20 protein-coding genes are annotated in these 25,291 nt (G+C 41.5%); 7 read left to right on the top strand and 13 right to left on the bottom strand.

Going from position 1 to position 25,291, the window contains the following annotated elements:
- The first annotated feature begins 32 nt into the window (after positions 1-32).
- Complete coding sequence (locus NCWK1_RS16660; protein ID WP_103125481.1) at positions 33-1,499, top strand: diguanylate cyclase; 1,467 nt, start codon at positions 33-35, stop codon at positions 1,497-1,499.
- Between the two features lie 14 nt (positions 1,500-1,513).
- On the opposite strand, the gene NCWK1_RS16655 is transcribed toward NCWK1_RS16660, so the two are convergent.
- The 3 genes from NCWK1_RS16655 to NCWK1_RS16645 all read right to left on the bottom strand — a co-directional run bounded on the left by NCWK1_RS16655 (position 1,514) and on the right by NCWK1_RS16645 (position 5,174).
- A complete protein-coding gene (locus tag NCWK1_RS16655) occupies positions 1,514-2,743 on the bottom strand; it encodes a DUF4336 domain-containing protein (RefSeq protein ID WP_103125480.1) in 1,230 nt (409 codons plus the stop codon).
- A 142-nt stretch (positions 2,744-2,885) separates the two neighbouring features.
- On the bottom strand, positions 2,886-4,328 hold the full coding sequence (cls, locus tag NCWK1_RS16650) for a cardiolipin synthase (protein WP_103125479.1): 1,443 nt from the start codon (positions 4,326-4,328) through the stop codon (positions 2,886-2,888).
- 9 nt (positions 4,329-4,337) lie between these two features.
- Entirely contained in the window at positions 4,338-5,174 is an 837-nt protein-coding gene (locus NCWK1_RS16645) for an endonuclease/exonuclease/phosphatase family protein (protein ID WP_103125478.1), read from the bottom strand.
- Positions 5,175-5,542: 368 nt separating this feature from the next.
- Between NCWK1_RS16645 and NCWK1_RS16640 the strand changes: the two genes are divergently transcribed.
- The gene (locus NCWK1_RS16640; RefSeq protein WP_096584047.1) at positions 5,543-6,043 is read left to right on the top strand and encodes a DUF1648 domain-containing protein; all 501 of its coding nucleotides are present in this window, start codon (positions 5,543-5,545) and stop codon (positions 6,041-6,043) included.
- 39 nt (positions 6,044-6,082) lie between these two features.
- On the opposite strand, the gene NCWK1_RS16635 is transcribed toward NCWK1_RS16640, so the two are convergent.
- The 5 genes from NCWK1_RS16635 to NCWK1_RS16615 all read right to left on the bottom strand — a co-directional run bounded on the left by NCWK1_RS16635 (position 6,083) and on the right by NCWK1_RS16615 (position 12,888).
- On the bottom strand, positions 6,083-7,174 hold the full coding sequence (locus tag NCWK1_RS16635; RefSeq protein ID WP_096584050.1) for a serine/threonine-protein kinase: 1,092 nt from the start codon (positions 7,172-7,174) through the stop codon (positions 6,083-6,085).
- A gap of 477 nt (positions 7,175-7,651) precedes the next feature.
- Complete coding sequence (locus NCWK1_RS16630) at positions 7,652-9,886, bottom strand: glycoside hydrolase family 57 protein (protein WP_103125477.1); 2,235 nt, start codon at positions 9,884-9,886, stop codon at positions 7,652-7,654.
- 208 nt (positions 9,887-10,094) lie between these two features.
- Positions 10,095-10,325 carry a NifU family protein gene (locus NCWK1_RS16625; protein WP_015113556.1) on the bottom strand — a complete coding sequence of 77 codons (231 nt, stop codon included), beginning with the start codon at positions 10,323-10,325 and terminating at the stop codon, positions 10,095-10,097.
- A 410-nt stretch (positions 10,326-10,735) separates the two neighbouring features.
- Positions 10,736-12,493: an ATP-binding protein gene (locus NCWK1_RS16620; protein WP_096584056.1), complete on the bottom strand. Its 1,758-nt coding sequence runs from the start codon at positions 12,491-12,493 to the stop codon at positions 10,736-10,738.
- Between the two features lie 158 nt (positions 12,494-12,651).
- A complete protein-coding gene (locus tag NCWK1_RS16615) occupies positions 12,652-12,888 on the bottom strand; it encodes a hypothetical protein (RefSeq protein ID WP_096584059.1) in 237 nt (78 codons plus the stop codon).
- 468 nt (positions 12,889-13,356) lie between these two features.
- On the opposite strand from NCWK1_RS16615, the gene lepA reads away from it, so the two are divergent.
- The 3 genes from lepA (at position 13,357) to NCWK1_RS16600 (ending at position 17,928) form a co-directional block, all read left to right on the top strand.
- Positions 13,357-15,168, top strand: a complete 1,812-nt coding sequence (lepA, locus tag NCWK1_RS16610; RefSeq protein WP_096584062.1) for a translation elongation factor 4 — start codon at positions 13,357-13,359, stop codon at positions 15,166-15,168.
- A gap of 373 nt (positions 15,169-15,541) precedes the next feature.
- Complete coding sequence (locus NCWK1_RS16605) at positions 15,542-16,729, top strand: glycosyltransferase family 4 protein (protein ID WP_103125476.1); 1,188 nt, start codon at positions 15,542-15,544, stop codon at positions 16,727-16,729.
- Between the two features lie 164 nt (positions 16,730-16,893).
- Positions 16,894-17,928: a cyanophycinase gene (locus tag NCWK1_RS16600; RefSeq protein ID WP_096584068.1), complete on the top strand. Its 1,035-nt coding sequence runs from the start codon at positions 16,894-16,896 to the stop codon at positions 17,926-17,928.
- Between the two features lie 124 nt (positions 17,929-18,052).
- Here NCWK1_RS16600 and ilvB read toward each other — a convergent pair whose 3' ends face one another.
- The 3 genes from ilvB to NCWK1_RS16585 form a co-directional block, all read right to left on the bottom strand.
- A complete protein-coding gene (gene ilvB, locus NCWK1_RS16595; protein ID WP_103125475.1) occupies positions 18,053-19,948 on the bottom strand; it encodes a biosynthetic-type acetolactate synthase large subunit in 1,896 nt (631 codons plus the stop codon).
- A 231-nt stretch (positions 19,949-20,179) separates the two neighbouring features.
- Positions 20,180-21,442 carry an MFS transporter gene (locus tag NCWK1_RS16590; protein WP_103125474.1) on the bottom strand — a complete coding sequence of 421 codons (1,263 nt, stop codon included), beginning with the start codon at positions 21,440-21,442 and terminating at the stop codon, positions 20,180-20,182.
- Positions 21,443-21,609: 167 nt separating this feature from the next.
- The gene (locus tag NCWK1_RS16585; protein WP_103125473.1) at positions 21,610-22,158 is read right to left on the bottom strand and encodes a hypothetical protein; all 549 of its coding nucleotides are present in this window, start codon (positions 22,156-22,158) and stop codon (positions 21,610-21,612) included.
- A gap of 363 nt (positions 22,159-22,521) precedes the next feature.
- Here NCWK1_RS16585 and NCWK1_RS16580 point away from each other — a divergent pair, with 363 nt between their 5' ends.
- Complete coding sequence (locus NCWK1_RS16580; RefSeq protein ID WP_103125472.1) at positions 22,522-23,640, top strand: ferrochelatase; 1,119 nt, start codon at positions 22,522-22,524, stop codon at positions 23,638-23,640.
- 148 nt (positions 23,641-23,788) lie between these two features.
- Here the strand turns inward: NCWK1_RS16580 and NCWK1_RS16575 are convergent, their stop codons facing one another.
- Positions 23,789-24,049, bottom strand: a complete 261-nt coding sequence (locus NCWK1_RS16575) for a hypothetical protein (RefSeq protein WP_096584083.1) — start codon at positions 24,047-24,049, stop codon at positions 23,789-23,791.
- A gap of 185 nt (positions 24,050-24,234) precedes the next feature.
- Here NCWK1_RS16575 and NCWK1_RS16570 point away from each other — a divergent pair, with 185 nt between their 5' ends.
- A complete protein-coding gene (locus tag NCWK1_RS16570) occupies positions 24,235-24,591 on the top strand; it encodes a Rieske (2Fe-2S) protein (RefSeq protein WP_103125471.1) in 357 nt (118 codons plus the stop codon).
- Positions 24,592-24,644: 53 nt separating this feature from the next.
- Here NCWK1_RS16570 and NCWK1_RS16565 read toward each other — a convergent pair whose 3' ends face one another.
- Complete coding sequence (locus NCWK1_RS16565) at positions 24,645-25,226, bottom strand: CPBP family intramembrane glutamic endopeptidase (RefSeq protein ID WP_096584089.1); 582 nt, start codon at positions 25,224-25,226, stop codon at positions 24,645-24,647.
- Positions 25,227-25,291 lie beyond the last annotated feature (65 nt).

The following is a 25,291-nucleotide window of genomic DNA, read 5'->3' as shown; positions in this document are numbered from 1 at the left end:
ACACTTTTGTCGGTTACTAAAGTTGGAAATTAATGAATAAACAGGTGAATGCAATTCGAGTTGCGTGGTGTAGTTCACTAGATTTGCCTCAACCAATAAATATTCCCCTCGATTTTGAGTGGATGCAAGTTGATATTTCAACTTTATTTGAGCAAGATTTTGACGTGATTGTACTCGACATCAAGGCTTTTGAAAATTTGGAGCAAGCCCAATATATTTATACTAATATTAGTTTGCCAATAGTAGTCTTAGTAGAGACAATTGAGCAAGAAGCTGCTGTTCTTTGCTGGTTAGAAGCAGGAGATGAAACCTGTAAACTTGATGCTATTGATCAGCAAATAGGTTTACGTTTACAGCGCAGTATTTGGCATAACCAACAAAAGCATTTATTTAGTCTGGATAAGTTAACAGGAATTGCTAATTTTCGCAAATTTAATGATTATGCCATCAAGCTTTTAACATCCAACGAAGAGGTAGAACCTGTATCTTTAATTTACTTAGATATTGATCGGTTTAAATTTATTAACGATCGCTATGGTCATAATGTCGGAGATCAGATACTACAAGAGATTGGACAAATTCTCCAAAAGTACTCACTAGGAGCAAGTATCGTCGCTCGGACAGGCGGCGATAAATTTGCTATTTGTATGGATGGTTGTATGGTGCAGGGAAAAGCTTTTGCCGAATTTCTCAGAACGCAGATCGAAACTCATGAATTCAAGCTGAATGACACGTCTTCTGTGCATCTAACAGCTTCATTAGGAGTAGTTACGATGTCAGGACATTCTTCCGTTGAGCAATTATGGCAAGAAATCAATCAATGTATCTATGCGGCCAAGCAAAAGGGACGTAACCGCGTTGTCACCTCAGAAGAATTTGAGGCGATCGCAGACGCTTCCGGTCAAGATAAACTCATAACTGATTTTGAGCATCGCATTCGTGTCACTGCGGAACGAATGATTAGTGAAATGGTGCTGAAAGCTAGTCGTTTAGCCAATAAATACCGCATAGAAGCAGAACACGATGGCTTAACTGAGGTGTTTAATCGCCGCTATCTCGATAGATTACTAGCCCGTGAGATCGAAAAATATCATAAATATCAGCAACGGCTAACAATCTTGCTCCTTGATTTAGATAATTTCGGTGAGGTGAATCGTACCTACGGTTTTCCTACTGGTGATCAAGCTTTAAAAACTGCTGCAAAAATATTTACAACTCATATCCGAGCAGGAGATTGGGTTACACGCTACGGTGGCGAAGAATTTTGTATTGTCATGTCCAACACTGATCTCAATACCGGATGTCAAATAGCTGAACGAATTCGCCTAGCTTTGAGTGAAGAAATCATCACAGCCTACAATGGCCAGCAGTTTCACCTCACCACCAGTATTGGTGTTGTCGAACTAATGGCAGAAAATAACCTTGTGTCTTTTTTGCAGCGAGCCAGCGATAAAGTCAGAGCAGCCAAGAAAAACGGACGTAATCAAATTTGCTTCTAAATCCCTAATACCTTTTAGATTTTCTCCTTCGCAGGCGGGACAATTCCAGTTTTATTTAAACCTGCATCAATTTCTCGAAGAATTTTAAAATCGTCCTCTGGTAAGGGATAACTACTACTATTAAACAAACCTGTACTGACCGTTGGTTGTTTTTCTAAAAAAGAAAATGCTTGGCGAAATTGCTGCGGTTGAGCTTTAATTGGTGCATCAAAATGACAAGGAATCACCCACTGAAAATTCCAACTTGCGACTTTATCAGCCCAATCAAGTGTTTCTTTGGGTGCGCGGTTAAGAATGAGAGTTTGTAAAACTGGTGCGACAAACAAACGCCCATCTCCGCGTAAAGCGTGAAATGACCTCTGCCAGTGATTTTGCCATTTGAAGGGAAATAAGCCAAAATAAGTTTTTCTAGAGCGTTCTGGTGCTTTCAAGGCATCGCGGAACACCTCGCCCCATGTAGGTACGTCTAAAGCACTGGGTTGAAAGTATAAAGCAAACAGTGTGATGCGTTCCCATCCTTTGCGGCGATTTATTTGATTATCAGCCACAACATCCGAGCCTTTTTCTTTCGCGTGGAATAATAAAGGATAGGGGTCGAGTTGCACGATCGCTGGTGGTTCTTCTGGTACAGATACCACCGCATCTGTGACTAATAAAGTGTGCGATCGCTTATGAAAAAATGCCACTTCTGTAAACTTACCAGGGCCTAAATCAATTGTCTTTAAGATTGCATAGTCCAACTCATCAGCAAAAGGCGCTTGACTGCTATCTTCTGGCAAAACTTGAGTGCGTTTTGCAGGTAAACCCAACCAACTTAATGGTAAATTCAACGGGAAACTCCATTGATTCGGCGCAACAAACACCTGTGCGTTAGGAAAGCATCTCGCAAAAGGGCCGACAAAAACTTTGTGTTCGATACCAGAGATAGTTGGCAAGATAATATATTTGATATCGCCATGTTCTGCTACCAACTCCTGAACAAGTTGAAGACATTCTTTTGTTGGTGCAACAGGCGCATACACCAGTAAACCACCTGCATCTAGCTTGACAACAGTCATCCGAATCGGCACAACAACGTAAAAGATGCCTTGTAATTGGTCAAAAGTCCAGATAGTGTTTTTGATGACTTCTTTACGAATTGTCCGCCGCCTGCTATATGGGTAGAGTGGCACAATCGGCCAAAATGGCCAGGAAATATCTTTTGGATGAATTTGTTTTGTTACTGCACGTTCATCGTGAGCCACCCTGAAACCCCTCCGAATTCCCAATATTTAAGTCTATTTGTGATCTCCGAAGTTGGAGTTTAGCAAATTCTGGAGCTAAGAAACTAGTTTATTTGCTTTTGTTTTTGTCTCACGCAGAGAGTTAAGGAGCAATGAATAGAGTTTACAACAAAGGCGTAAGTAATCGAGATATTCTCACAGCTAACTTGAACCACAGAGGTTTTTTATCATATTCAGAGAAATTTACTGTAATTGAGGCAGCTAAATCGGTTTTTAACATTTTCTCAAGGCTATGAGCAAATTGAGCATTGATCATAAATGCCATGACTTCAAAGTTGAGAAAAAATGAGCGATTATCGAGGTTGACTGTGCCTACTCCTGCTAAATCATTATCAATCAGGATAATTTTTTGGTGCATGAATCCATGTTTGTAGCGATAAAATTTGATATCTAGAGCTTTCATTTCGTTGTAGTAGGAGAAAGAACACAGATAAACAAATAAGTGATCAGGTCGGTTTGGTAAGATAATTCGCACATCAACACCGCGCATTGCTGCTAGTTTTAAGGCTGTCAAAGTTGAATCATCTGGGACAAAATAGGGAGTAGCAATCCAAAGACGAGTTTGCGCTTGATTAATTGCATTAACGAAAAAGAGTTGACAAGCTTTGTGTTTATCTGCGGGGCCTGTGGGTAAGATAATTGCTGTTTGGTTAGCTTCCCTGTTGGGTTGCACTTGCCAGTTAACATCGATAACTTGGCGATTTGCCCAATACCAATCTTGCAAAAAAGAACTTTGCAGACTTTGAACAGTCGGCCCTTGCAGTTTGATATGAGTGTCGCGCCAAGGACTCAGACGGCGATTTTTACCCAAATAGTCATTACCAATATTTAAACCACCAGTAAATGCAATTTCACCATCCACAACTAAAATTTTGCGATGGTTGCGGAAATTAAGTTGAAAACGATTACCTCTACCTTTAGTAGTGTGAAATGCGCTCACTTGAATTAAATTTTGGCGCAGAGAGTTGAGATAAGTGTGAGGTAATTTGTTAGAACCAATTTCGTCATAAAGAAAATAGATGCGTATACCTTGTTTGGCTTTAGTAATTAAAGCTGCTTGAAATTCATTACCTGCTGCGTCATCATCAACGATGTAAGATTGCAACAAGATATAACTTTTTGCAGAGGCGATCGCACTCAACATTGCTTGATATGTTTGCTGTCCATCAATGAGTAATTCCGCAGCATTACCTGATGTAAAGCAAATGCCTGTAAATGTTTCTGCTAATGGTTCTAGTGATTTTAATTTCTCTGGGACTGCAACCTGAAATTTAGTTATTTCACTATAAGCTTGATGAACTAATTTCTGGTGTTGAGCAAAGACTGAGCGCAAGGCTTCGGCGTATCCATGAAATTTAGTTCTGCCTAAAATCCAGTATAAGGGGAGAGCCAGCCAGGGAAAGGTGATCAAAGAAATACTCCAAGCGATCGCCCCACGGGAAGAACGCACTGTCATGACTGCATGGGCTGCATGGGCAATTCCCAAGGCATGAACTACAACGGTAGCTGCACTAAAAAAAGTGAGGATGCTAATATCTACAAGCATCGTTATTTTTCACATATCGACATAACTAAATTCTGCCAGCAATGGCTTGTGATCGGATGAATTAATTTCGTCTAAAACTTTAGCACTAGCTGGTTTTTCAGTTAAGCCTCGGTAAAAAATATAATCTAAGGGGGGTGACAAAAGGAACCTTTTAATCTTCTTGCTTTCCTGGGTGGCAAATTCTACTGATTTCAAGCCTAACTTAGTGATAGCTTTATCTAAAAGTATTGCTCTTTGGCGATTCCAAGTATTAAAGTCCCCAGCAAAGATAATCGCCCCGTGATGTGTAGATAATGCTAATTCTATTTCTTGTAATTGAGTTTTAAATTTGTTTATATCTACAAAATTAATTAGATGGCTATTAATAGTTAAAAGTGTTTTTCGGTGATTAGATAAAGAATATTCCGTAATTAATGAAACCTTGGGCGTATTGACTAAAGGCTCATAATGTTTAGTTACTATAGCTTTTTTGCTAAGAGGACTAACATTAGCTGCTGTTAAAATACCAGAATAAGTTTGATGATGAGCATCAATAAAATTAGGCGCGTAAGCCCAACTAAAATTTGTTAAACCAATAATTTGTTCTACACCTACACCCATCCGCACTTCTTGGAAAAAGATTAAATCTGGCTGGTACTGTCTTAAAATTCGGTAAAAGTCTTTAAACCAAGTTTTCTCAAAGTTATTTTTAGCTATATTCCAATTTAAAACTTTAATTGAGTGATGATTTAGTTCTGTTTGCAGTTTATGACTGTTATCAAGGGTTGATTCATGGGTGCGAATGAATCGATAAGAGGGAACAAACTGTCTGGCGAACGTGGCGATATTTTCTTTGAAGTCAGACATGACTCAAATTTAACTAAACTTAATCTAGCTTAACTCTTGACTCTTGCTTTGCAGAGATGGGAAGTAAGATTTTAGGGTGCAGAATTCAGCTGGGAAATTCTCTGCGAGTGGCGGATAGCATCCCGTAGAGAGCGTCTGAATCCCCGACTAATTGATTCTGATACCATTTCACGAAAAAAATGATACAAATTTATGGGTTTTTCATTCTTTCCCCCTGTCCCCTGCGGTCTATTTGTATCAAACTTAAAGTGAAACGGTATGACTCCTGAATTCTTCTTCAATCCCAACATATCTTCTATGTCTTCTCAAGACATTTACTTTTTTGTCAAAATAGATTAGAAACGAATTACTCTAAAAAAGTTACTAATATGAGTCGTTATAGACCTGTTCTAGTAATTCCTCAATCATCTTCAGCACAAATACTAAATTGGATTGCACTAGCAGGACTAGTGGGATTATTTAGTATTGCTATCTACGCTTGGTTGACATTACCAGAGACTATACCCATCCATTTTGAGATTGATGGCAAAGTCAATGGTTGGGGAAGTAAAAAAATTCTCTCGCTGTTACCAATTATAGCTTTAGCAATTTATGGATTTTTAACATTTATCAGTCGTTATCCTCATACATTTAATTATGCAGTGATCATTACTGAATTAAATGCTTTGCGCCAGTATCAAATTGCTTGCTCAATGCTGAATTGGTTAAAAAGTGAAATGGTTTGGATATTTGCTTATATTGAATGGCAAATCTTCCATCTAGCAACTACAGAAAACCCCCATTTAGAAATATGGTTTGTTCCTGTATTAATCATAATTATATTTGGGACAATTGGATATTGGTTGAGTCAATCTTTTATGGCTCATTAACTTTAAGCTATTTACTGAAATGTTGATAAAAATGGCTCTCTAAACCGAAGTTAAGTAAGAATTAAACTGACGATGCAACTGTTTGTGGTTGAGTTTAGCTTTCCATTCTCGAATTGCGATCGCCGTTCTGTTAGTCGGTGATATATATGCTTGTGGAGGTGTTTGTTGTGGTTGAGACGGAAATTCTCGCAGAGGCTGAGTTGTTAAACAATTGCTTAAATTGGGTAAATTATTGTCTATATTTAAAGCTTTAATTACCTCATCAACTGTTTTGAAGCGATCGTCTAAAGAAAATTTTACCATCTTGCCTAAAATTTTGGCAAAGCGATCGCTAATATTCACTTCTTTTTGCCATGATATCTCACCTGTGGAGATATCCTGTTCAAAGTCTAAAGGCCCTTTACCAGTCAACAAATAAAGACAAGTGACTCCCACTGCATAGATATCACTGGCGTAAACTGGCCGCAGTGCAAACTGTTCTGGAGGTGCAAACCCCATTGTTCCGACAAAATTAGTACTTGCAGTTTTATAACCAGAGTCTTCCGCAATATCAACTAACTTTTCTTTAACTGCACCGAAATCTATCATTACCAACCGCTGATCATCTTCACAGCGCAACAAGTTTTGCGGTTTAATATCTCGATGAATAACGCGATTTTGATGTATGTATTGTAATATTGGCAAAATTTCTCGTAAAAACTGTTTTACTTCTGTTTCAGTTTGAGTGCCGTTCCGCTTAACTTCCCGTGCTAAAGTGTAGCCGCGCACATATTCTTGCACTAAATAAAACTCGCCATTTGTTTCAAAGTAGTCTAAAAGCATGGGAATTTGCGAATGGCTACCAAGTTGCGCTAAAGTTTTGGCTTCTTGCTCAAAGCGCTGACAGGCTTTTTGCCAACTTTTAGTACTAGTTGTCTTCGGGCAAAGTTGTTTAATCACACACAGAGGGTTGCCTGGTAATTGGGCATTTCTAGCTAAAAAAGTAATGCCAAAACCACCTCTACCTAAAATTCGCAGGATGATGTAGCGATCGCGAAATAGCTGCGTGGAACCACACAATTGAGCCAGTTGATTCTTTTGTGAACTGTACTCGTTTTGAAAATTGGTCATGTTTCCAGAAAAGCGATTCATGGTTCAAAAACAGCTACTCTGTGTTGTCTTCAATTTAACTATAAAAATATTTTTTTGCCAGTATCATTACTGCTTATTTGCAAATTTTTGCTCTATTGTAAAATTCAACCGTAATTCAAAATTAAAATTTTATAATTTTTATACAAATTTATCCGGATTACTGAGATGACTGCAATATTACAGCAGATTGCAGATGAATGAGGTACAAATTTTCAGTACAAAACGCCGTGTACAACTTTATGTCAAACCTAACCTCCAACCCCTTCCCTACAAGGGAAGGGGAGTAATCATCAAAGTTTCTCTCCGTTGCGGCAAGAGGAATGGAAGTGGGGTTTCAAAAATAAGTCGCACATCGTGTTACAAAGCTATATATTAAGAGGCTTTCAATCTTTCTATTGTAATTAGCCAACCACGAATATAAGCAGATAAAGGCTGAAGCAATTCGTTTCACACTTCAGCCTAATTAGTCATAGTTGATTATGGAACTTCAATCGGAATCAACGCATTTTCTGGCAAATAATCGCAGAAACGCCCATTATCAGACTGTACTAAAATCAAGCGCAAGGGATAATCTGGTGGCACTTGCAAATCTGCCCAAGGCACTGATAACTCTAAACAGGTATCTAAAGCTACTTGGGCGCGACTACAGCGGGGTTGCCATTGATGATTCTCTGCGGCTTCTCGGAACTGTACCGATTGTGTCAGCAAGTTAATTTCTAGATGGTGGTGATACAAATAATTCACTGGTGCTTGCTGTGGCAAATCTGCTAAGGGAATTGGGCTATTGTGCATTGTTTTCTCAGGATAGAACCACAGCAGATTTAGCTCTGGTGGTAACTCATTTCCTGGTGCCACGCCACTTTTGAAGTCCAACCTTAAATAAAAATTCAGGTGATCTACCCCATACCAAAGTCGTTGGACAATGCTGCTGTTGTGCATTGTACCTCTAGCACCACCAATTTCTATTCGTCCAGCTTTGTCCCAATCTTGTTCATCACCTCTGCCATCAATTACGGGGTGAATAAAGCTTTCGGGAATATGGTTGGCTTTAACTTCATGCACCTCTACAGGCTGTGAAAGATAGGCTGGTATTGGTTCATTTAAGGCTTTGTAAATGCCACATAAATGTTCCCGAAATAATTGATCAAAGATGGCATCTTGATTGGAAGAATGTCCTTCACCAAACCACCAAAACCAGTCTGAACCCTCGGCAGCATATAAAGCCTCCCATGCGGCTGGGTTGCTTTCTTCTGTGGCTTCTGGATGGCTGGCCAGCACGGCTCTGGCATGGGTCAAGTAGTCCCAAGCTTTATTTTTCGCCGGGTCGCCAATCCAGGTGGTGAAGCTACCATCTACCCAAGAACCGCTGTGTAATTGTTCTTGGGGGATAGTAGCTGTGGGCGGAAATTGTTCGATAAATTCCGAGACTGTCACAAGTTGCAACTGTGGGTCGTTGCTGAGGTTTTGATATAAAGCTTCGAGGAAGAGTTTGCCGTCTTGGGGATAAAATTCCCAACAATTCTCGCCATCCAAGGCAATGGTAACTAACCAAGGTTGTTCGCTGGGGTTTTCGCGTTGCTTTTTGGCGATCGCTTGCAAATGTCCCACTAAGTTAGCGGCGGCTTGTTTTGGCTGCATTGACCCATAAGTAAAGCCAATTAAATCTGACAATCTATGGTCACGGAAGACAATGGACAAATCACCTGCTGGGGTTTTTAACCGATAAGGTCTATACAGTATTTCTGGTTGCTGGACGTTACCTGCGCCATCCCGATGGAAGAAGTGTTTGAGTGTCCATCCTAAAACTGCTTCATCTGAACAAATCCACTTAAAGCCTTGTTTAATAATATACGGTAAAACTTCAGGACTAACGGATTGTTCTGAAGGCCATAAACCACGAGGTTCTTGACCAAAACGGTCTGTATATAAATCCCAAGCTTTGCGTAAGTGGCGGGGAATATCTTCTGCCCATTGAAAACGATGCTCTGGCAATGTCATATTTGGCACTGCCACCCGACCAGCATTGGTATCAGCCAGCAAGGGCATAATGGGGTGAGTATAGGGCGTGGTAGTTACCTCTAATTGCCCCGTCTGTTGCATTTTCCGGTGTTGAGGAATAATGCGGCTTAAGATTTGGCGTTGTTTGGCATAAATTTGCTGGCGATCGCTTAAACTAAAGTTCCGCCCCTGTTTTAACCATCCAGCAATTTCTGGATCATCCCAAAACAGCGGATCTATCCAGGCTAAGTTGTGCCAAGCCAGCAAATCACCATAATCTGCCAGTCCCCAATTTGCCAAACACCAAGCTGGCCCTTTTTCTTGTCTTTGTTGATACAATTCGGCATAGCGCGGATGCGGATCAATCAGCGTGTGGTGATTGGCATCAAAAAAATGTTGGACAATAAATTCTTGCTGATACTGGGTGAGTTGTTCCGCAGGAGTTAAACTAGCTGTTAAATAAGGGTCAAAAGCTGTACCAGCAATGTAATCTTCTAATTGCAATATCAGAGAAGGTACCAGATTCACCGTTTGGTGTAACTGAGGATACTGTTCGAGAATTAATATTAAATCTAAATAATCTTTGGTGCCATGCAAGCGTACCCAAGGGAGCTTGTATTGCTGAGTAGATGAAAGTGAAACGCCGCTGTCAGGAGATTTGTACAGCGGCTGATGTTGATGCCAAATAAAGGCAATATAAAGTGGATGGGGCATATATTAGGTAGTGATGATGAAAGTATGAAGTATGAAGTATGAAGTATGAAATTTCATACTTCACACTTCAGCCTTTTTTTACTAGTCCCTAGTAGTCTGCCAAGAGAACTTTGTGTGGTGGCAGGCTTCGGGGCAGGGAGGAAAGATTCTCTCCCTTGCGCCCTGCACCCCTGCTAGGTCTACACGGCAATGTTGGGTTGGTGAACTACTAGATAACTTGCTCAACTTCAGCGATTTCAGGAATCATTTCTCGCAGGCGGCGTTCAATACCCATTCTTAGAGTCATTGTAGAGCTAGGACAAGAACCACAAGCACCTTGTAACCGTAATCTGACCACAGGGCCATCAAGTTCCACAACTTCTACATTACCGCCATCAGATATCAAATAAGGGCGCATTTCATCTAAAACGGTTTCTACGTTGTCAAGTGTCAGTTCCATTGTTTTAGACCTGTGAATTTAGTGATAGTCATAGGTGTGAGTTTTTCGTAGATTTTTGGCACTACTAATGAATCAACACCCATAAATTTGTTTTTTGGCTTTGTTAAATCAATCCTAGATCTAATTGTCGCTAGATTGCCTGCCATGCTTTTACCTTTCTGATTGTAGACAAAACAATCACTAGCGATTCAACAAAAAGTAGCATCAAGCCGTCTTATGGGATTCGTGAACTTACTCATGAACAGAGATGAAATCCATCATAACTTTACCTTACTCCCCACCCATAGATATAGTGTTTTCATATACAGTCATCAAAAAAGGGCGTAGGGGTGGAATAAAGGATGGTGATTGCGTTGGTTTTATACCCTAACATCCAATCTCAACATCCCAGCTTTCTGCTTAATGCCTAATTAACAAGCGCAATCTAAATTATTGTCTGTTGATGAAACAATTACTGGTCGTTGATACAAAGGCACTGTAAAGGTAACGGTTGAGCCAAGTCCTTCACCCAGACTGTAGAAATGCACTTCACCACCCATTGCTTCAATCAGCTTTTGGGAGATTGCCAGTCCCAATCCTGTACCGCCATACTGACGAGTGCGGGAACCATCTACTTGAGAAAATAATTGAAATAATTTATCTTGTTTGTCTAATGAAACACCAATTCCGGTATCCGCTACCCTGACTCTCACTAGACCAGGAAATTGCTGTTCTTGAAATTTCACCTTTTTCTGGACTATATCGGCGGTGATGGTAATACCGCCTTCATGGGTAAATTTAATTGCATTATTTACCAAGTTCAGCATCACTTGGAGCAGCCGTTGATAATTTCCTTGGACAACGATTTCATCGCAGGTGGTGGGAATTTGCATCCGAAAACTGAGGTTTTTCATCTCTGCTTGGGGACGCATAAAACTTTCTACACCACAAAATAGCTCATCTAACTGGACGGGAGCGCAATCTAATTCCATTTTGCCTGCTTCAATTTTGGCAATGTCCAAAATATCGTTGATGATGTTGAGCAGGTGGATTGATGATTGATGTGCTTCTAAGAGAAACTGATGTTGTTCTTCTGGGTCATCTGCCATACCCTCTAGGATTAACTTCAAAAAGCCAATCATCCCGTTGAGGGGAGTGCGAATTTCATGGGAGACGTTGGCTAAAAATTCACTTTTGAGGCGTGAGGCTTCTTCAGCTTTTTGGCGGGCGGCTTCTAATTCTTTATATAAAGTAGCATGAGCGATCGCCGTTCCTAATTGATCGGCTACTTCTTTGGCTAGTTCAAGTTCGGCATTTGTCAGCGGATAGCATTCATCTCGCACATTTAGGGCAATCAAGCCATTTGCTTGGTCTTGATAACATGTTGCTACTACTAAAACTTTCTGCTCTGGACACAGTGCATATTTCGCTATCTCCATCACCACTGGTTCTAAAGTGGCTAACGCTTGAGCAAATGCTGGCTCAGAAGCTACATCTATTTCTAAGCCAAGCATCGAACTCCGTTCTGGCTGATGATACTCTGCTATAACTCGCACTTTTGAGCTAGAGGGCTGATAGGGACAGATAATGCAACGTTCTAGCTTTAGGGCTTTACCCAAATTGTCTACTGTTTGCTGCCATATAATGTCTAAATCCAAAGTTCGGCGAATATTTCTAGTAATTTTATTTACTAGTTTTTGATGTTGCTGCGAACGTAAAGCCAACTCGATTGGTGTAGGCGCTTTTGGTGTGTTATTGAGTTCTTTTTGATCAACTGTTGCCTGTAATAACCGTCCCATCACTACAACTGTAGTGGCGGCAGTTCCCAGTGGCGGCATGATCGGACAAATTACTAATTCCAACTCGCACAACTCTTGGTGGTAGCGAAACCAACATTGCAACTTTTCTGGCACCAAACTTTCTAAAATTCGGTGCAATCGTTCTAGATAAGCTACCTTATCCACAGGAGTAAAAATTTCCTCATCATGGCTACCATTCACTATTTGCTCAGGGTTTAATCCCAGAACTTCGCTGTGCTGCCAATAAAATGACAGGTAGCGGCCTGACCCATCTTGCATATAGACCAACTCAGCACCGAGAGTTGGTAACGAGCCATCCGTTTGATGAGCTATGTCTTCCAGATTTTGAGAAAATAAGTTTGGCAATTGGGAGTTGGCAGTAATAGTCATTTAATCGAGTTGGGTAGACAAGTGGCAACTCAATACAGTTTTGCTCAAGCTACTAAAAGCTTTTACATACTTACATTGGGTGTTTTGGCTGTGATGAACACGATGATTGACAAATTTGATAGTTGTGTTCTTGTCTATAAAAAGCTTTTTTGTGGCTGTCAATCATTCCATTCACCTCTAGGCGGCACAGGTGTACGGTAAGGAGTGCGGGTTAGTTCATCATCTCTAGGAATCTCACCCCGTAACCATTGGCGAATTGCTACTTCAATGACTTTGCTAGGGTCGTTGGTGAGATGCTGAATTTGCTCTAGTAATTCAGAATCTAGGCGGACAGCAATTTCTACCTTATCGCCTTGTTTTTGCTCCCCTTCGGTAGCTCTCTCTTTCATATTCATCGGTTTATATACTCTGAATGTGTTTTGTCTAAAGCTTTGTAAAGTAGTTCTACTCAAGTTTCGGGTTAGTTTACTGACAAATCTTCAAGGTATAGTTACATAGTTCCCCGAACTCTTACCAAAAGTAACAGCTTGAGATTTTTAAGTGGCAATTTTCATAGAACTCACTCTTTCAAGGCTCTAGAAGTTTTGTCAGTAAATCAGTAGCTCCGAGCATTTACGAGGTGTAACTGCCCACGCTTTCTACACTATGTACTTATATATATTTATTGTACGCTGCTGATAGATCAATACCTGCAAGGAAAAATAGACTTAATTATTAGTCAATAGTCATTGGTCATTTGTTATTGTCCCTACCCTCTACCTTTACTTCATACTTCATAGCAGCGTCTTGGCGAAGAAAGCATTAAAATACATGAAGTAAATCGCTCTTTATAACCTTGGTTGCTGCTTCAGCAAAGATAGTATATGACTGACGTTCCCGCAGTTCGCATTCGCAATTTCTGTATTATTGCTCACATTGATCACGGGAAATCAACCCTCGCCGATCGCTTACTGCAAGCTACTGGCACTGTTGACGTGCGGCAGATGAAGGAGCAGTTTCTCGACAATATGGATTTAGAACGGGAGCGCGGCATTACAATTAAGCTGCAAGCTGCCCGAATGAATTACACTGCTAAAGATGGTCAGCAGTATGTATTAAATTTAATTGATACTCCCGGACACGTAGACTTTTCTTATGAAGTGTCTCGCAGTTTAGCTGCTTGTGAAGGGGCATTGTTGGTTGTAGACGCATCTCAAGGTGTGGAAGCGCAAACTTTGGCAAATGTCTATTTGGCGTTAGAACATAACCTGGAAATTATTCCAGTTTTGAATAAAATTGACCTTCCTGGTGCAGAACCAGACCGGGTGATTGGTGAAATTGAAGAAATTATCGGTCTCGATTGCAGCGGGGCAATTTTAGCCTCAGCCAAAGAGGGCATAGGAATTAACGAAATTTTAGAGACAATTGTTGAACGCGTTCCACCAGCACCCAATACCGTAGATCAGCGCTTACGAGCGTTAATTTTTGATAGCTATTATGATTCTTATCGGGGTGTAATTGTCTACTTCCGGGTGATGGATGGTCGGGTAAAAAAAGGCGATCGCGTCTATTTAATGGCATCTGGCAAAGAATACGAAATCGACGAGTTGGGTGTCCTTTCTCCTACCCAAAAGCAAGTTGATGAACTTCACGCTGGCGAAGTAGGATATTTCGCCGCAGCTATTAAAGCGGTAGCTGATGCGCGGGTAGGGGATACGATTACTTTATCTAATGCCAAAGCGGAAGAACCTTTACCTGGTTACACCGAAGCTAACCCAATGGTCTTTTGCGGGATGTTCCCCATTGATGCTGACCAATTTGAAGACTTGCGAGAAGCTTTAGAAAAACTCAGGCTGAATGATGCAGCGCTGCACTACGAACCAGAAACTTCCAGCGCGATGGGTTTTGGCTTTCGGTGTGGGTTCTTGGGTTTGCTACACATGGAAATTGTCCAAGAACGGTTAGAACGCGAATATGACTTGGATCTAATTATTACTGCCCCATCTGTGGTTTATCGTGTAACTACGCTCAAGGGTGAAGAGTTATATATTGATAACCCTAGCCATTTGCCTGAACCAAACGCTCGCGAAAAAATCGAAGAACCTTATGTCAAGGTAGAGATGATTACGCCGGAAACATACGTGGGGACTTTGATGGAGTTGTCACAAAATCGGCGGGGTATCTTCAAGGATATGAAATATCTTACCCAAGGGCGGACAACCCTAACCTATGAGTTACCCTTAGCAGAAGTTGTCACCGACTTTTTTGACCAAATGAAATCGCGATCGCGCGGTTATGCCAGTATGGAATATCATCTCATCGGCTACCGCGAAAATCCACTGGTGAAGCTGGATATCATGATTAACGGCGACCCAGTTGATTCCTTAGCGATGATTGTCCACCGCGATAAAGCTTATAACGTCGGGCGATCAATGGCTGAGAAACTCAAAGAATTGATTCCCCGCCATCAATTTAAAGTACCAATTCAAGCATCAATTGGTAGCAAAGTTATCGCCAGTGAACATATCCCCGCTTTACGCAAAGATGTACTCGCCAAGTGTTATGGCGGTGACATCAGCCGGAAGAAGAAACTTTTGCAAAAGCAAGCCAAAGGTAAAAAGCGAATGAAGGCTGTAGGTACAGTTGATGTACCGCAAGAAGCTTTTATGGCTGTGTTGCGTTTAGATCAAAATTAAATAGCAGCTGTTATTAACTTTATACTGCAAGAAAATTACAAGGAATGTCTAAGGGAAGATTCTCTTTACATTCCTTTATTTATGTCCTGATGGTTTTTACTCCAGCATGAAAACAAGCAAAGAATGGTGGTGTACTAAAACTCGAAAGAGGGGTTAGATACTCCATCCCCTAGGGACATTTATCAATTACTCTAGAAAGTTTCATAAGGTATTTGCGAATTCAACCAACCTTGCTACCCTGTGATCTATCCTTAAAATTATTAAAAAATTAGAAAACTTTAGTAAACATACTTACTCAATTGATTTCGTCCCCTTGTATTTTTAGATAAATCTAGTTGTTGAGAAATTTATAAAAAATTGGAGACTTGAGTATATGAAAATACTTGTATTAAGTTGGGAATTTCCACCAAGGATAGTCGGGGGTATTGCTAGACACGTATCTGAGTTGTACCCGGAACTAGTCAAATTAGGACATGAAATCCATTTGATTACAGTAGAGTTCGGTCAAGCGCCGATGTATGAGATGGTTGAAGGGATAAATGTACATCGAGTTCCTGTCGGACATAGTAACGACTTTTTTCACTGGGTTGTCAATCTTAACCAAAGCATGGGACATCATGGTGGTAAGCTCATTTTAGAAGAAGGAACATTTGATTTAATCCATGCCCATGATTGGTTAGTTGGAGATGCAGCGATCGCTCTCAAGCATACTTTTAAAATTCCCTTAATAGCAACAATCCACGCTACAGAATACGGACGCTATAACGGTATTCATAACGATATCCAAAATTACATTCACGGTAAAGAAACCTTACTTGCTTTCGATGCTTGGCGAATTATCGTTTGTACCGACTATATGCGCCGAGAAGTAGAACGCGCTCTCCACAGCCCTTGGAATAAAGTAGATGTCATATATAACGGTATTCGTCCCGAAAAAAAACAGCATCATCAAGATTTTCATGCCCAAGATTTTCGCCGTCAATTTGCCGAAGATGGTGAAAAAATTGTTTACTATGTCGGCCGGATGACTTACGAAAAGGGTGTACCAGTATTATTAAATGCTGCACCTAAAGTCCTAGCCCAAATGGGTGGTTACGTTAAATTTGTGATTATTGGTGGCGGTAATACTGATCATCTTAAACAGCAAGCCGCAGATTTAGGTATTTGGGATAAATGCTATTTTACGGGTTTCTTATCTGATGAATACTTAGATAAATTCCAAACAATTGCCGACTGTGCTGTATTCCCCAGTTTCTATGAACCCTTTGGTATTGTGGCTTTAGAAAGTTTTGCGTCTCGCGTTCCTGTGGTAGTTTCCGATACGGGGGGTTTCCCTGAAGTTGTGCAGCATACCAAAACTGGTATTGTTACCTGGGTAAATGATCCTGATTCATTAGCGTGGGGAATCTTAGAGGTTTTGAAAAACCCTGGATATCGGCAATGGCTGGTAGATAACGCTTATGAAGATTTAGAACGTCGCTTTAGCTGGCCAAATTTAGCCCAGCAAACAGAATTAGTTTATCAGCGAGTTATGCAGGAGCGATCGCAAGTTATCTGGTAATCCAACACCAAGTAAAACTGAGGATACTTACCAGAAACGCAGAGAATAAATGATTACTCTAGATAATTTTGCGTTAAAAAACATTACAAACCCTGTACGCTGGGAATATCAAGCCTTCTGATGCGAGAGTAAACAATAAATGCAGTTTGCTCTAAAAAGTTAGTATGACGAAGGCATTCCCAGATATAGCAAAATTCTGGAAAAATTTGGGAACTGTGTTGTTAAGGATGGGTGCCAGTTTAATAACCCGTCTTACAGCATACCTGAAACGCCACTTCATTGACAACACTGTAGACGTTGTTTCGCCCGTTTCCCACCTTCCCCGACTAGCTGGCCCAGTACTGAACTTAGGCGGCGGTGGCCCTGATGTCGAGAAGGCCATTCAATGGATGATTGACCAAGTTAGGGGAGGGACTAGCAACGCTACGAAAGTTGATGTGGTAGTTCTCCGTACTTATGGCAGTGATGATTATAATCACCTGATCTATGGTATGAGAGGTGTGAATTCTGTCAGAACTCTCATCATTAGTAACCGCCAAGAGGCTAACCGAGATGATATTGTCGAAAAAGTCCGAAAAGCTGGCGTAGTTTTCTTTGCTGGTGGCGACCAATGCCAATACATCCGCAGTTGGAAAAACACCAAACTAGAAAATGCCGTCAGAGAAGTCTACACTAGAGGTGGTGCCATTGGTGGAACTAGCGCAGGTGCCATGATTCACAGTGAGTATATTTACGATTCTTGCGCCTGTGAAGACAGCATCGAAACTAGAGAAATCCTTGAAGACCCTTATCAAAATATCACCTTTAGTTATGATTTTTTTCAATGGGGTCATTTGCGCGGAACCATTATCGATACCCACTTTGATAGCCGCAAACGGATGGGTAGAATTATGGCTTTCATTGCACGACAAATTCAGGATGGCAAAGCCAAACGTGTTTTAGGGATAGCTATTAGTGAGGAAACCTCAGTTGTCGTAGATAAGTATGGTCTCATAAAAGTGATGGGAAGAAATGCCGCCTATTTTGTCTTAGGAGACCACCCGCCAGAGGTATGTAAACCCCGAACGCCCCTAACTTACCATGACTATAAAATTTGGCGAGTTCCCAGCGGCGAAACATTCGACCTGAGAAACCCACCAAATCGAGGTTATTACTTTAGAAGCGTCAAACGAGGCAGATTTAATTCAGATCCCTATTGAATTAAACTCCGCCTACCTCCACATTTACCTCAGCGCCCCTTTGCGTTAAAAACCTCAAAGACTACGCAGTGGAGAAAGAAAGCCCTGATGCAAAACTTTCTCCACACCCAACTAACTTGTTGGTTTACAACTTCGTCCCACACTCAGCACAGAAGTTATGGTTAGGCGCATTCATGCTACCGCAGTGACTACAACAAACTGGTTCTATAGAACTTTTTGGTGGCTGCTTGGGTAAGCCGACCATTTGAGCGTTGCTCTTACCAGGGGCTACCATTGGATAACAGTTTTCGTCTCTAGTAACATGGACATTCAAGATTACGGGGCCGTTATGTGCTAACATTTCGGCGATCGCATCTTTTAATTGCTCCCGTTCTTTCACGACAATGCCTTTGATACCATAAGCTTTCGCCAACAATTCAATATCTGGCATCCCGACTTCCATATTTGAGCAGGAATAACGCTCGCCGTGGAAAGCTTGTTGCCACTGGCGTACCATGCCCTGCCAGCCGTTGTTGACAATTACAGTCTTGACATTAATCCCATATTGTGCAGCGGTTCCCAATTCTTGTAAACACATTTGGAAACTGGCATCACCGCTAATACAGATTACTTCATCATTGGGGAAGGCTACTTTTGCACCAATAGCCGCAGGTAAGCCAAAACCCATTGTGCCTAAGCCAGCACTGGAAATCCAGCGGCGTGGGCCATTTTTGAGGAATTGCGCCGCCCACATTTGATGTTGACCCACATCTGTGGTGTAGAAGGCGTGGGGTGCTTGGCGACTAACTTCAACAATTGCTTCTTGGGGTGAGATGCTGTCGGGGTGCTGTGGTACTACTAACGGATACTCTTCCCGCCAACGATTAATTAAACTTAACCATTCTTGGTTTTGGTTAGGTGTAGGTTTGGCACCTGATTGCTTACAGCGGCGCAACAAGTCAACTAAGACATTGCGGACATCGCCAACAATGGGGACTTCGGGAATGCGGTTTTTACCTACTTCCGCTGGGTCAATATCAATGTGGATAACTTTGGCACGGGAAGCAAACTCATCTAATTTACCAGTGACGCGATCGTCAAATCTTGCGCCTACACAAATGAGCAAATCACAATCACTCACAGCAAAGTTAGCGTAGGCTGTACCGTGCATTCCCAACATCCCTAAAGATAGCGGATGATGTTCATCAAATGCCCCAATCCCCATCAATGTAGTGGTAACAGGAATATTAAATAGTTCAGCTAATTGCAGAACTTCTTCATGGGCATTAGCGGCGATCGCACCACCACCAACATACAGCAATGGGCGGCGACTTTCTTTAATTAACTTAATTGCCGCGTTGATTTGGCGGGGATTTCCCTTAACTGTAGGGCGATATCCTGGTAATTTAACTGTACCTGGTTCTATTGGCACATAATCAAATTCTTCAAATGCCACATCTTTGGGGACATCAATTAAAACTGGCCCTGGCCTTCCCGTACTGGCGATGTGGAACGCTTCAGCCACAATTCGCGCCATGTCTTTGGGATCGCGCACTACATAAGAGTGCTTGACTATTGGTAAAGTAATGCCGTAAATATCGGTTTCTTGAAACGCATCTGTACCGATCATTTTGCGGGGGACTTGTCCTGTTACCACAACCATTGGAATCGAGTCCATGTAGGCTGTAGCGATGCCTGTCACCAAGTTTGTTGCTCCAGGGCCAGAAGTACCAAAACAAACTCCTACCTTCCCTGTGGCACGAGCATAGCCATCTGCGGCGTGGGCTGCGCCTTGTTCGTGCCGCACCAGTATGTGCTTCAGCGCACCAGTGGATTCCACTTTGTATAAATCATCATAAATCGGTAGGATTGCTCCACCGGGATAACCAAAAATATATTCAACTCCGTGGCGGAGGAGGCTGTCTAGTAAAGCGAAACCACCAGTTGCCCGTTTGGGGGTCACAACTGACGATTGAGCCGCAGACTGGTTTTGATTCTCGGTTTTTGCGGGACTAATCGGGGAAGGCAAGCTCAAGGTCACGGTCGAACCTCAGATAATAGCTAAGTTGACGCTTCTATTCTGTATTTAAGATTTCATTTTAATTGAAAAGTTAGATTTAATGCTTATCAATTTTTAAATATCAATCAGAAGATGGAGGTGAGAAACAAATAAATCTGTTGGAGATCGCTATTCTCAAAACAAAATTAGGAACTAGCAAATCTGATGCTGACTATCTTTAATCATAGACAATGAATGATGTGAGAAAACTGATTAAATTACATCCTGCAAAACTCGGCGTGTATTTTGCCATGCCCAAACACCAACGGCCGCTACAACAACACTCATTGTGACGAGAACAACACGCAAGCCCAACACATCTGTTAAGGGGCCAGTAATTGCTAAAGGTACTGATAAAGCAATATTAACGGCATGGTTTTGAAAACCAAATACCTTACCGTGCATGGTTGGCGGTGTTTGCTGCTGAATTAAAGTTTGCATCGGTACGCCAATTAAGGCAGCACCTACCCCTAAAAATGCACATAGTCCCAGTGCCAGCATTAAGTTATGGGTAAATGTGAATACTCCCAAAACCAGTGCCATTGCTAAAAACCCAATTAAAGGTAGGGGCTTATGGTGCAATTTATCACCCCAGTGGCCTAAAATCCCAGCACCCATCACCATACCTACCCCAGCGGCTGCTAAGAAAAAGCCAAACTGCTTTTCTTTTAAACCAAAGTCTTCTGCTAATCGAATTGTTAGCACTGTTAAAGCGGCAAACACGCAATATAAAGTGGTGAGTTGCAGCATGGCATTTAAGACCAAGCGATTTTTCTTTAAATAGCGCACACTTTCGGTGAATTCTGCCCAAGGGTTGACAGAAGATGGATGTTCTTGATGAGGTTTGTGTTCTTTAAATTTTATCGGCTGCATGATTGCCCCCGATAAAATATATAGTCCGCCAACGATAATCTCTTGACCGTATTCTTCTCCCATTAAGCTTTTCGCCCAGCTTAATATTGGCTCTCCGATGGCAAAACCGACAATTAACGCTCCCATCATTGTGCTGCTAAACAGGGCGTTGGCTGCTAGTAAATTTTCTCGGCGCACTAATAGAGGGATTGCGGCTTGTTCTGCGGGGGCAAAAAACTGAGTAACTGTGGAGATGGCAAATGTGAGAAGTAATAAGATGAAAAACTCTCTTGGCAAAAAGGGCAGACACAATGTTAATAGCCCACGCACAATATCGGAGCCTACCATAATTAGCTTTTTGGGCAACCGATCAACAAATACACCACCCGCAGAACCAAATAAAATTGCAGGGATAGTAAATGCCACCATCAAGGTTGAGTACATCGAGTTTTCTGCTAATCCTGATGGGGCTGGATAAAATTCCAGCAAGGCAATCATTAACACGAAAAAGACTTTATCTGCCAACTGGGAAATGAGTTGCCCAATCCACAGGAGCATGAAACCACGGTTTTTTAGCAGTGCGCTAAACCCATTATTTACAGCAGCAGGTTCAGTAGGAAACATCGGGTACTTAGTGATAACGACTAGGGTAGATGGGGCAGGTAGGAATGAGGGAGTCGGGGGGATCGGTGCAGGGATCGGAGGGGATAAATTTCCCCCTGGCTCCCCGCACCCCTGCTCCCTTGCCTCTTCATATTTCTCACTCCTGTTGCCCTATGCTGTTTTCCGGACTATTTTGATTCATAGCGTTTGACCAACACATGCAAAAACTCGGTAGCAGTCAAGCGCATTTGTTGGGGAGAACCCTGACAATCAGAGTTTACCCACCAACCTTGAACAGTTTGGGGCGATCGCCACAGGGATAGATGGTCAACGGCTGGTTCTGCGTAAAAATTATTATGCCCACTACCCAGTAACAAGGAACTCCAATGTGTAAAATAATCGTGGCTCAGGCGATGAATGGGAAAATTACCCCATAAAGGCACACCCCATCCATCTATAGCAATAAAGGCTTTGACTTGTCCTCCCAAGATTTGCCAGTTCCAAGCGGCGACAATCGCACCTACTACTCCTGCACTGAAGCTAATAAATACAACAGGGGAGTTTCGTTGATTTTTTAGGCGATCGCCCAAAAATTGCAAAATGTGAGGCGCTGATAACGCTAAAGCACCTTGTCCTGGAAAAACCATTGTCTTGACTGTAGTTTGGCTTAAGCATTTTGAAATAAAGCTATCAGTTATTTCTGGTTCATGGATGCCAGGGCAAATGATGATCATCATTTATCTTTTATGCTCACAAGTTTCTCTTGCGGAAGATGGGGTTTTTTGTCATTAATCTAAATCTTTAATTTAAGTATTTCTATTTATTCACAATGCTACAAAAGTTACTTCAAAATTTTATCGCACTATGTAAGGAAAATTAGTGAAATCTTGGTTCCACAGATTTTCCTCTAGGATAATAAGTAATTATTTTGTCATACTCAGTATCTAGGATTAACTCTAAGTATGTCTTTTGAAGTATTGTTGTTAATTTTATGGTTATCCTATCCCCCCGGAAGGGATAATGATTTATGATCCAGAAAAATACATAGAGCTAGATAATAGCTCTGATGCTTTACTCTGGTTTATATTGAGGAATTTACTGTGGTTGCTACACCAGAAAAATTGCAACACACCCACGAGCATCTACCTGGTCAAGACCGTGTAGCTGTATTGCTCATGGGTTATGGTGAAGTTGAAAGCTACGAAGATTTCGCCAACTATAACGAACAGGCTTTAAATTTACTAACAGCAAAATTCGCACCTGTGCCAACCTGGATTTATCCACCTTTAGCAAAGTTGTTGGCGTTATTTGACCGCCACGAATGGGGTCATACACACCATGATTTCATATCGCCACACAACGCCATATTTGAACAGCAACGAGCCGGAATTGAGCAAAATTTACAGGCGAAGTGGGGCGATCGCGTTAAAGTATTCAAAGCATTTAACTTCTGTGCGCCGTTTCTGCCCAAGCAAGTTTTAGACGAAATCCAGCACCAAGGATTTGATAAGCTATTAATCTACCCACTGTTGGTTGTTGATTCAATTTTTACCAGTGGGATTGCGATCGAGCAAGTGAATAATGCTTTAGCTGAAATAGCTGATGGTGAAGAACATTGGGTAAAAGGACAGCGTTATATTCCTTCTTTTTACAACGAACCAGCCTACATTGATTTGATGGCGCATCTAGTTGAAGAGAAAATCAATGCTGATTTTGCTGCAACTTACTTACCTTCCCAAATCGGGATCGTGTTAATGAATCACGGTTGTCCGCATAAAGCTAAAGGCTTTACATCTGGGATTGTTGAAAGTCAAGCACTGTACGATTTAGTTAGAGATAAACTGATTAACCGCTATCCTTTAATATCCGTCGGTTGGTTGAATCACGATACACCTCTAATTGAATGGACGCAGCCTAACGCCGAACAAGCTGCCAAAAACCTGATTCAATTAGGTGCGAAAATCATCATATTTATGCCCATTGGTTTCGCTACAGAAAACCATGAAACGTTGTTAGATGTCCACCACATTATTCATGCTTTAGAAAAGCAATATTCTGGTGTGGATTATGTGCAGATGGCTTGTGTTAACGACAATGCAGACTTCTTGGCAATGGCGGCAGAATGGGCGAACCCTCATATTGCAGAATTGTTGTCAGAACAAGCTTTGGCAGTTAATCATCAATCAAGTGAACATCATCACCACCACCATCATCATTAATAGGACTGACACAAAAACACTCTGAAACTCTTATTTCTCCGTGTTCTTGATGGTTCGATGGTTGCTTACCCGTGTGTCAGTTCTGATTAAATAATAAGGTGGGTAAAGTTTTGCCCACCCTAAAGATAATGCTGATCATTTCAGTCAATCAAGCATGAAGATTAACTTGTTCTTGTAACCAAGAATCTACAGGTTGTCCATCTTTACGCCGCAATTCAATTTCAATAGAAATGACCTCTTTAGAACCAGGAGGCGCAGGTTTTTGGTGGAAAACAATATCGTAGTCTAATGGGTTTTGATTACGTTCTTTTAACCATTCCTGGACTTTAGTTGTGGCGAAAAATGATTGTCCTTGGTCAAACATCCGAGTAATTTGCATTTGTAGGGTGTAGGGATTTAGGCGACCCATTTTTTAGCACCTTTGTAAAGTAATTTAAAGTTAAGACATTGCCTACTCTATGTTATATCGATGGTTAGATAATAAGGGTTGAACTTAGGCAAGCGCACTATATTGACAATCATAATTGCAACAATACGCATTGGGGTAACAAATGCGAGAAACTGAAAACAGATCCATTAACGAAGGAGAACGCAATGGGCTGGACTAAAGTTCTGGCGGCTGATGCATTAGCCCCTGGTGCTAGACAAGTTGTGAATGTTGGCAAGCGGAAAATTCTCGTGTTAAATCACGAAAATCAACTATATGCGGTAGATAATGCCTGTCCTCACTTAAAATTACCTTTAAAGAATGGCAAAATTGAAGATGGGGCAATTGTTTGTCCTGTTCACCGCAGTGCCTTTAATCTCAGTAACGGGCAAGTTAATAATTGGTGTCCTTGGCCACCCGGAGTAGGTAAAGTATTGTCATTAATTTCGCAAGAAAAAACACTGCCCGTTTTTCCTGTGCGGGTGGAAGAAGGTAGTATTTGGATTGATTTAGCCGATAACTAAATTGACATTTCAATTGCATTAATTGGGCGGGCATCTTGCCTACCCTACAAAATCTAATGTTGCTGGATTTTCCAAAAATAGCTGGAAACCCAATTTGTCATAATATGGGCAACAATCGGCACTAACAAATTTCCACTTAACAGGGCGCTATATCCCAAAATCAACCCAATCACTGTTGCCCACATTACGTAAGGCCATTGTTGGGAACCACTGAGGTGTAAAACTCCAAAGCACAGGCTAGATACAATCACTGCTACATGGTCTAAGCCTAAAGCTGGCAGCATTACACCTCGAAATAATAATTCTTCGCTTAATCCTGGTAGTAAACCCAGCCAAATTAAATCCGGCCAGGCTAAAGGTCTTAATACTAGTTCTAGGTAATAGTCTGCACTTTGACGATAGGCTGGCCACAACCGATAAGCTAAACCACTCAAGCTGGTGATTATCAGTCCTACACCCAGCCCCCAAAGAAAATCTATTTCGTGCCATTCCCACTTAAATAGGAAAACATTACCAAAGCGCAGCCAAACTTTAGCAACTGTCCACAGCAGGATGGCAGTTACCGCCATTGCTACTAAAACCTGGATACGTGTCAGGTAAGGAATTTCTGGATCTTGTTTTTGTTGTTCTACCACAGGAAAGTTATGAAGTATGAAGTATGAAGTATGTAGACGCGCAACGGTGAAGCAGTGCGTTAGGC

The sequence above is a fragment of the Nostoc cycadae WK-1 genome (assembly GCF_002897135.1).
Taxonomy (GTDB): Bacteria; Cyanobacteriota; Cyanobacteriia; order Cyanobacteriales; family Nostocaceae; genus Nostoc_B.
The sequence above is the reverse complement of the archived record's forward strand: the minus strand, read 5'-3'. Positions and strand labels throughout refer to the sequence as shown.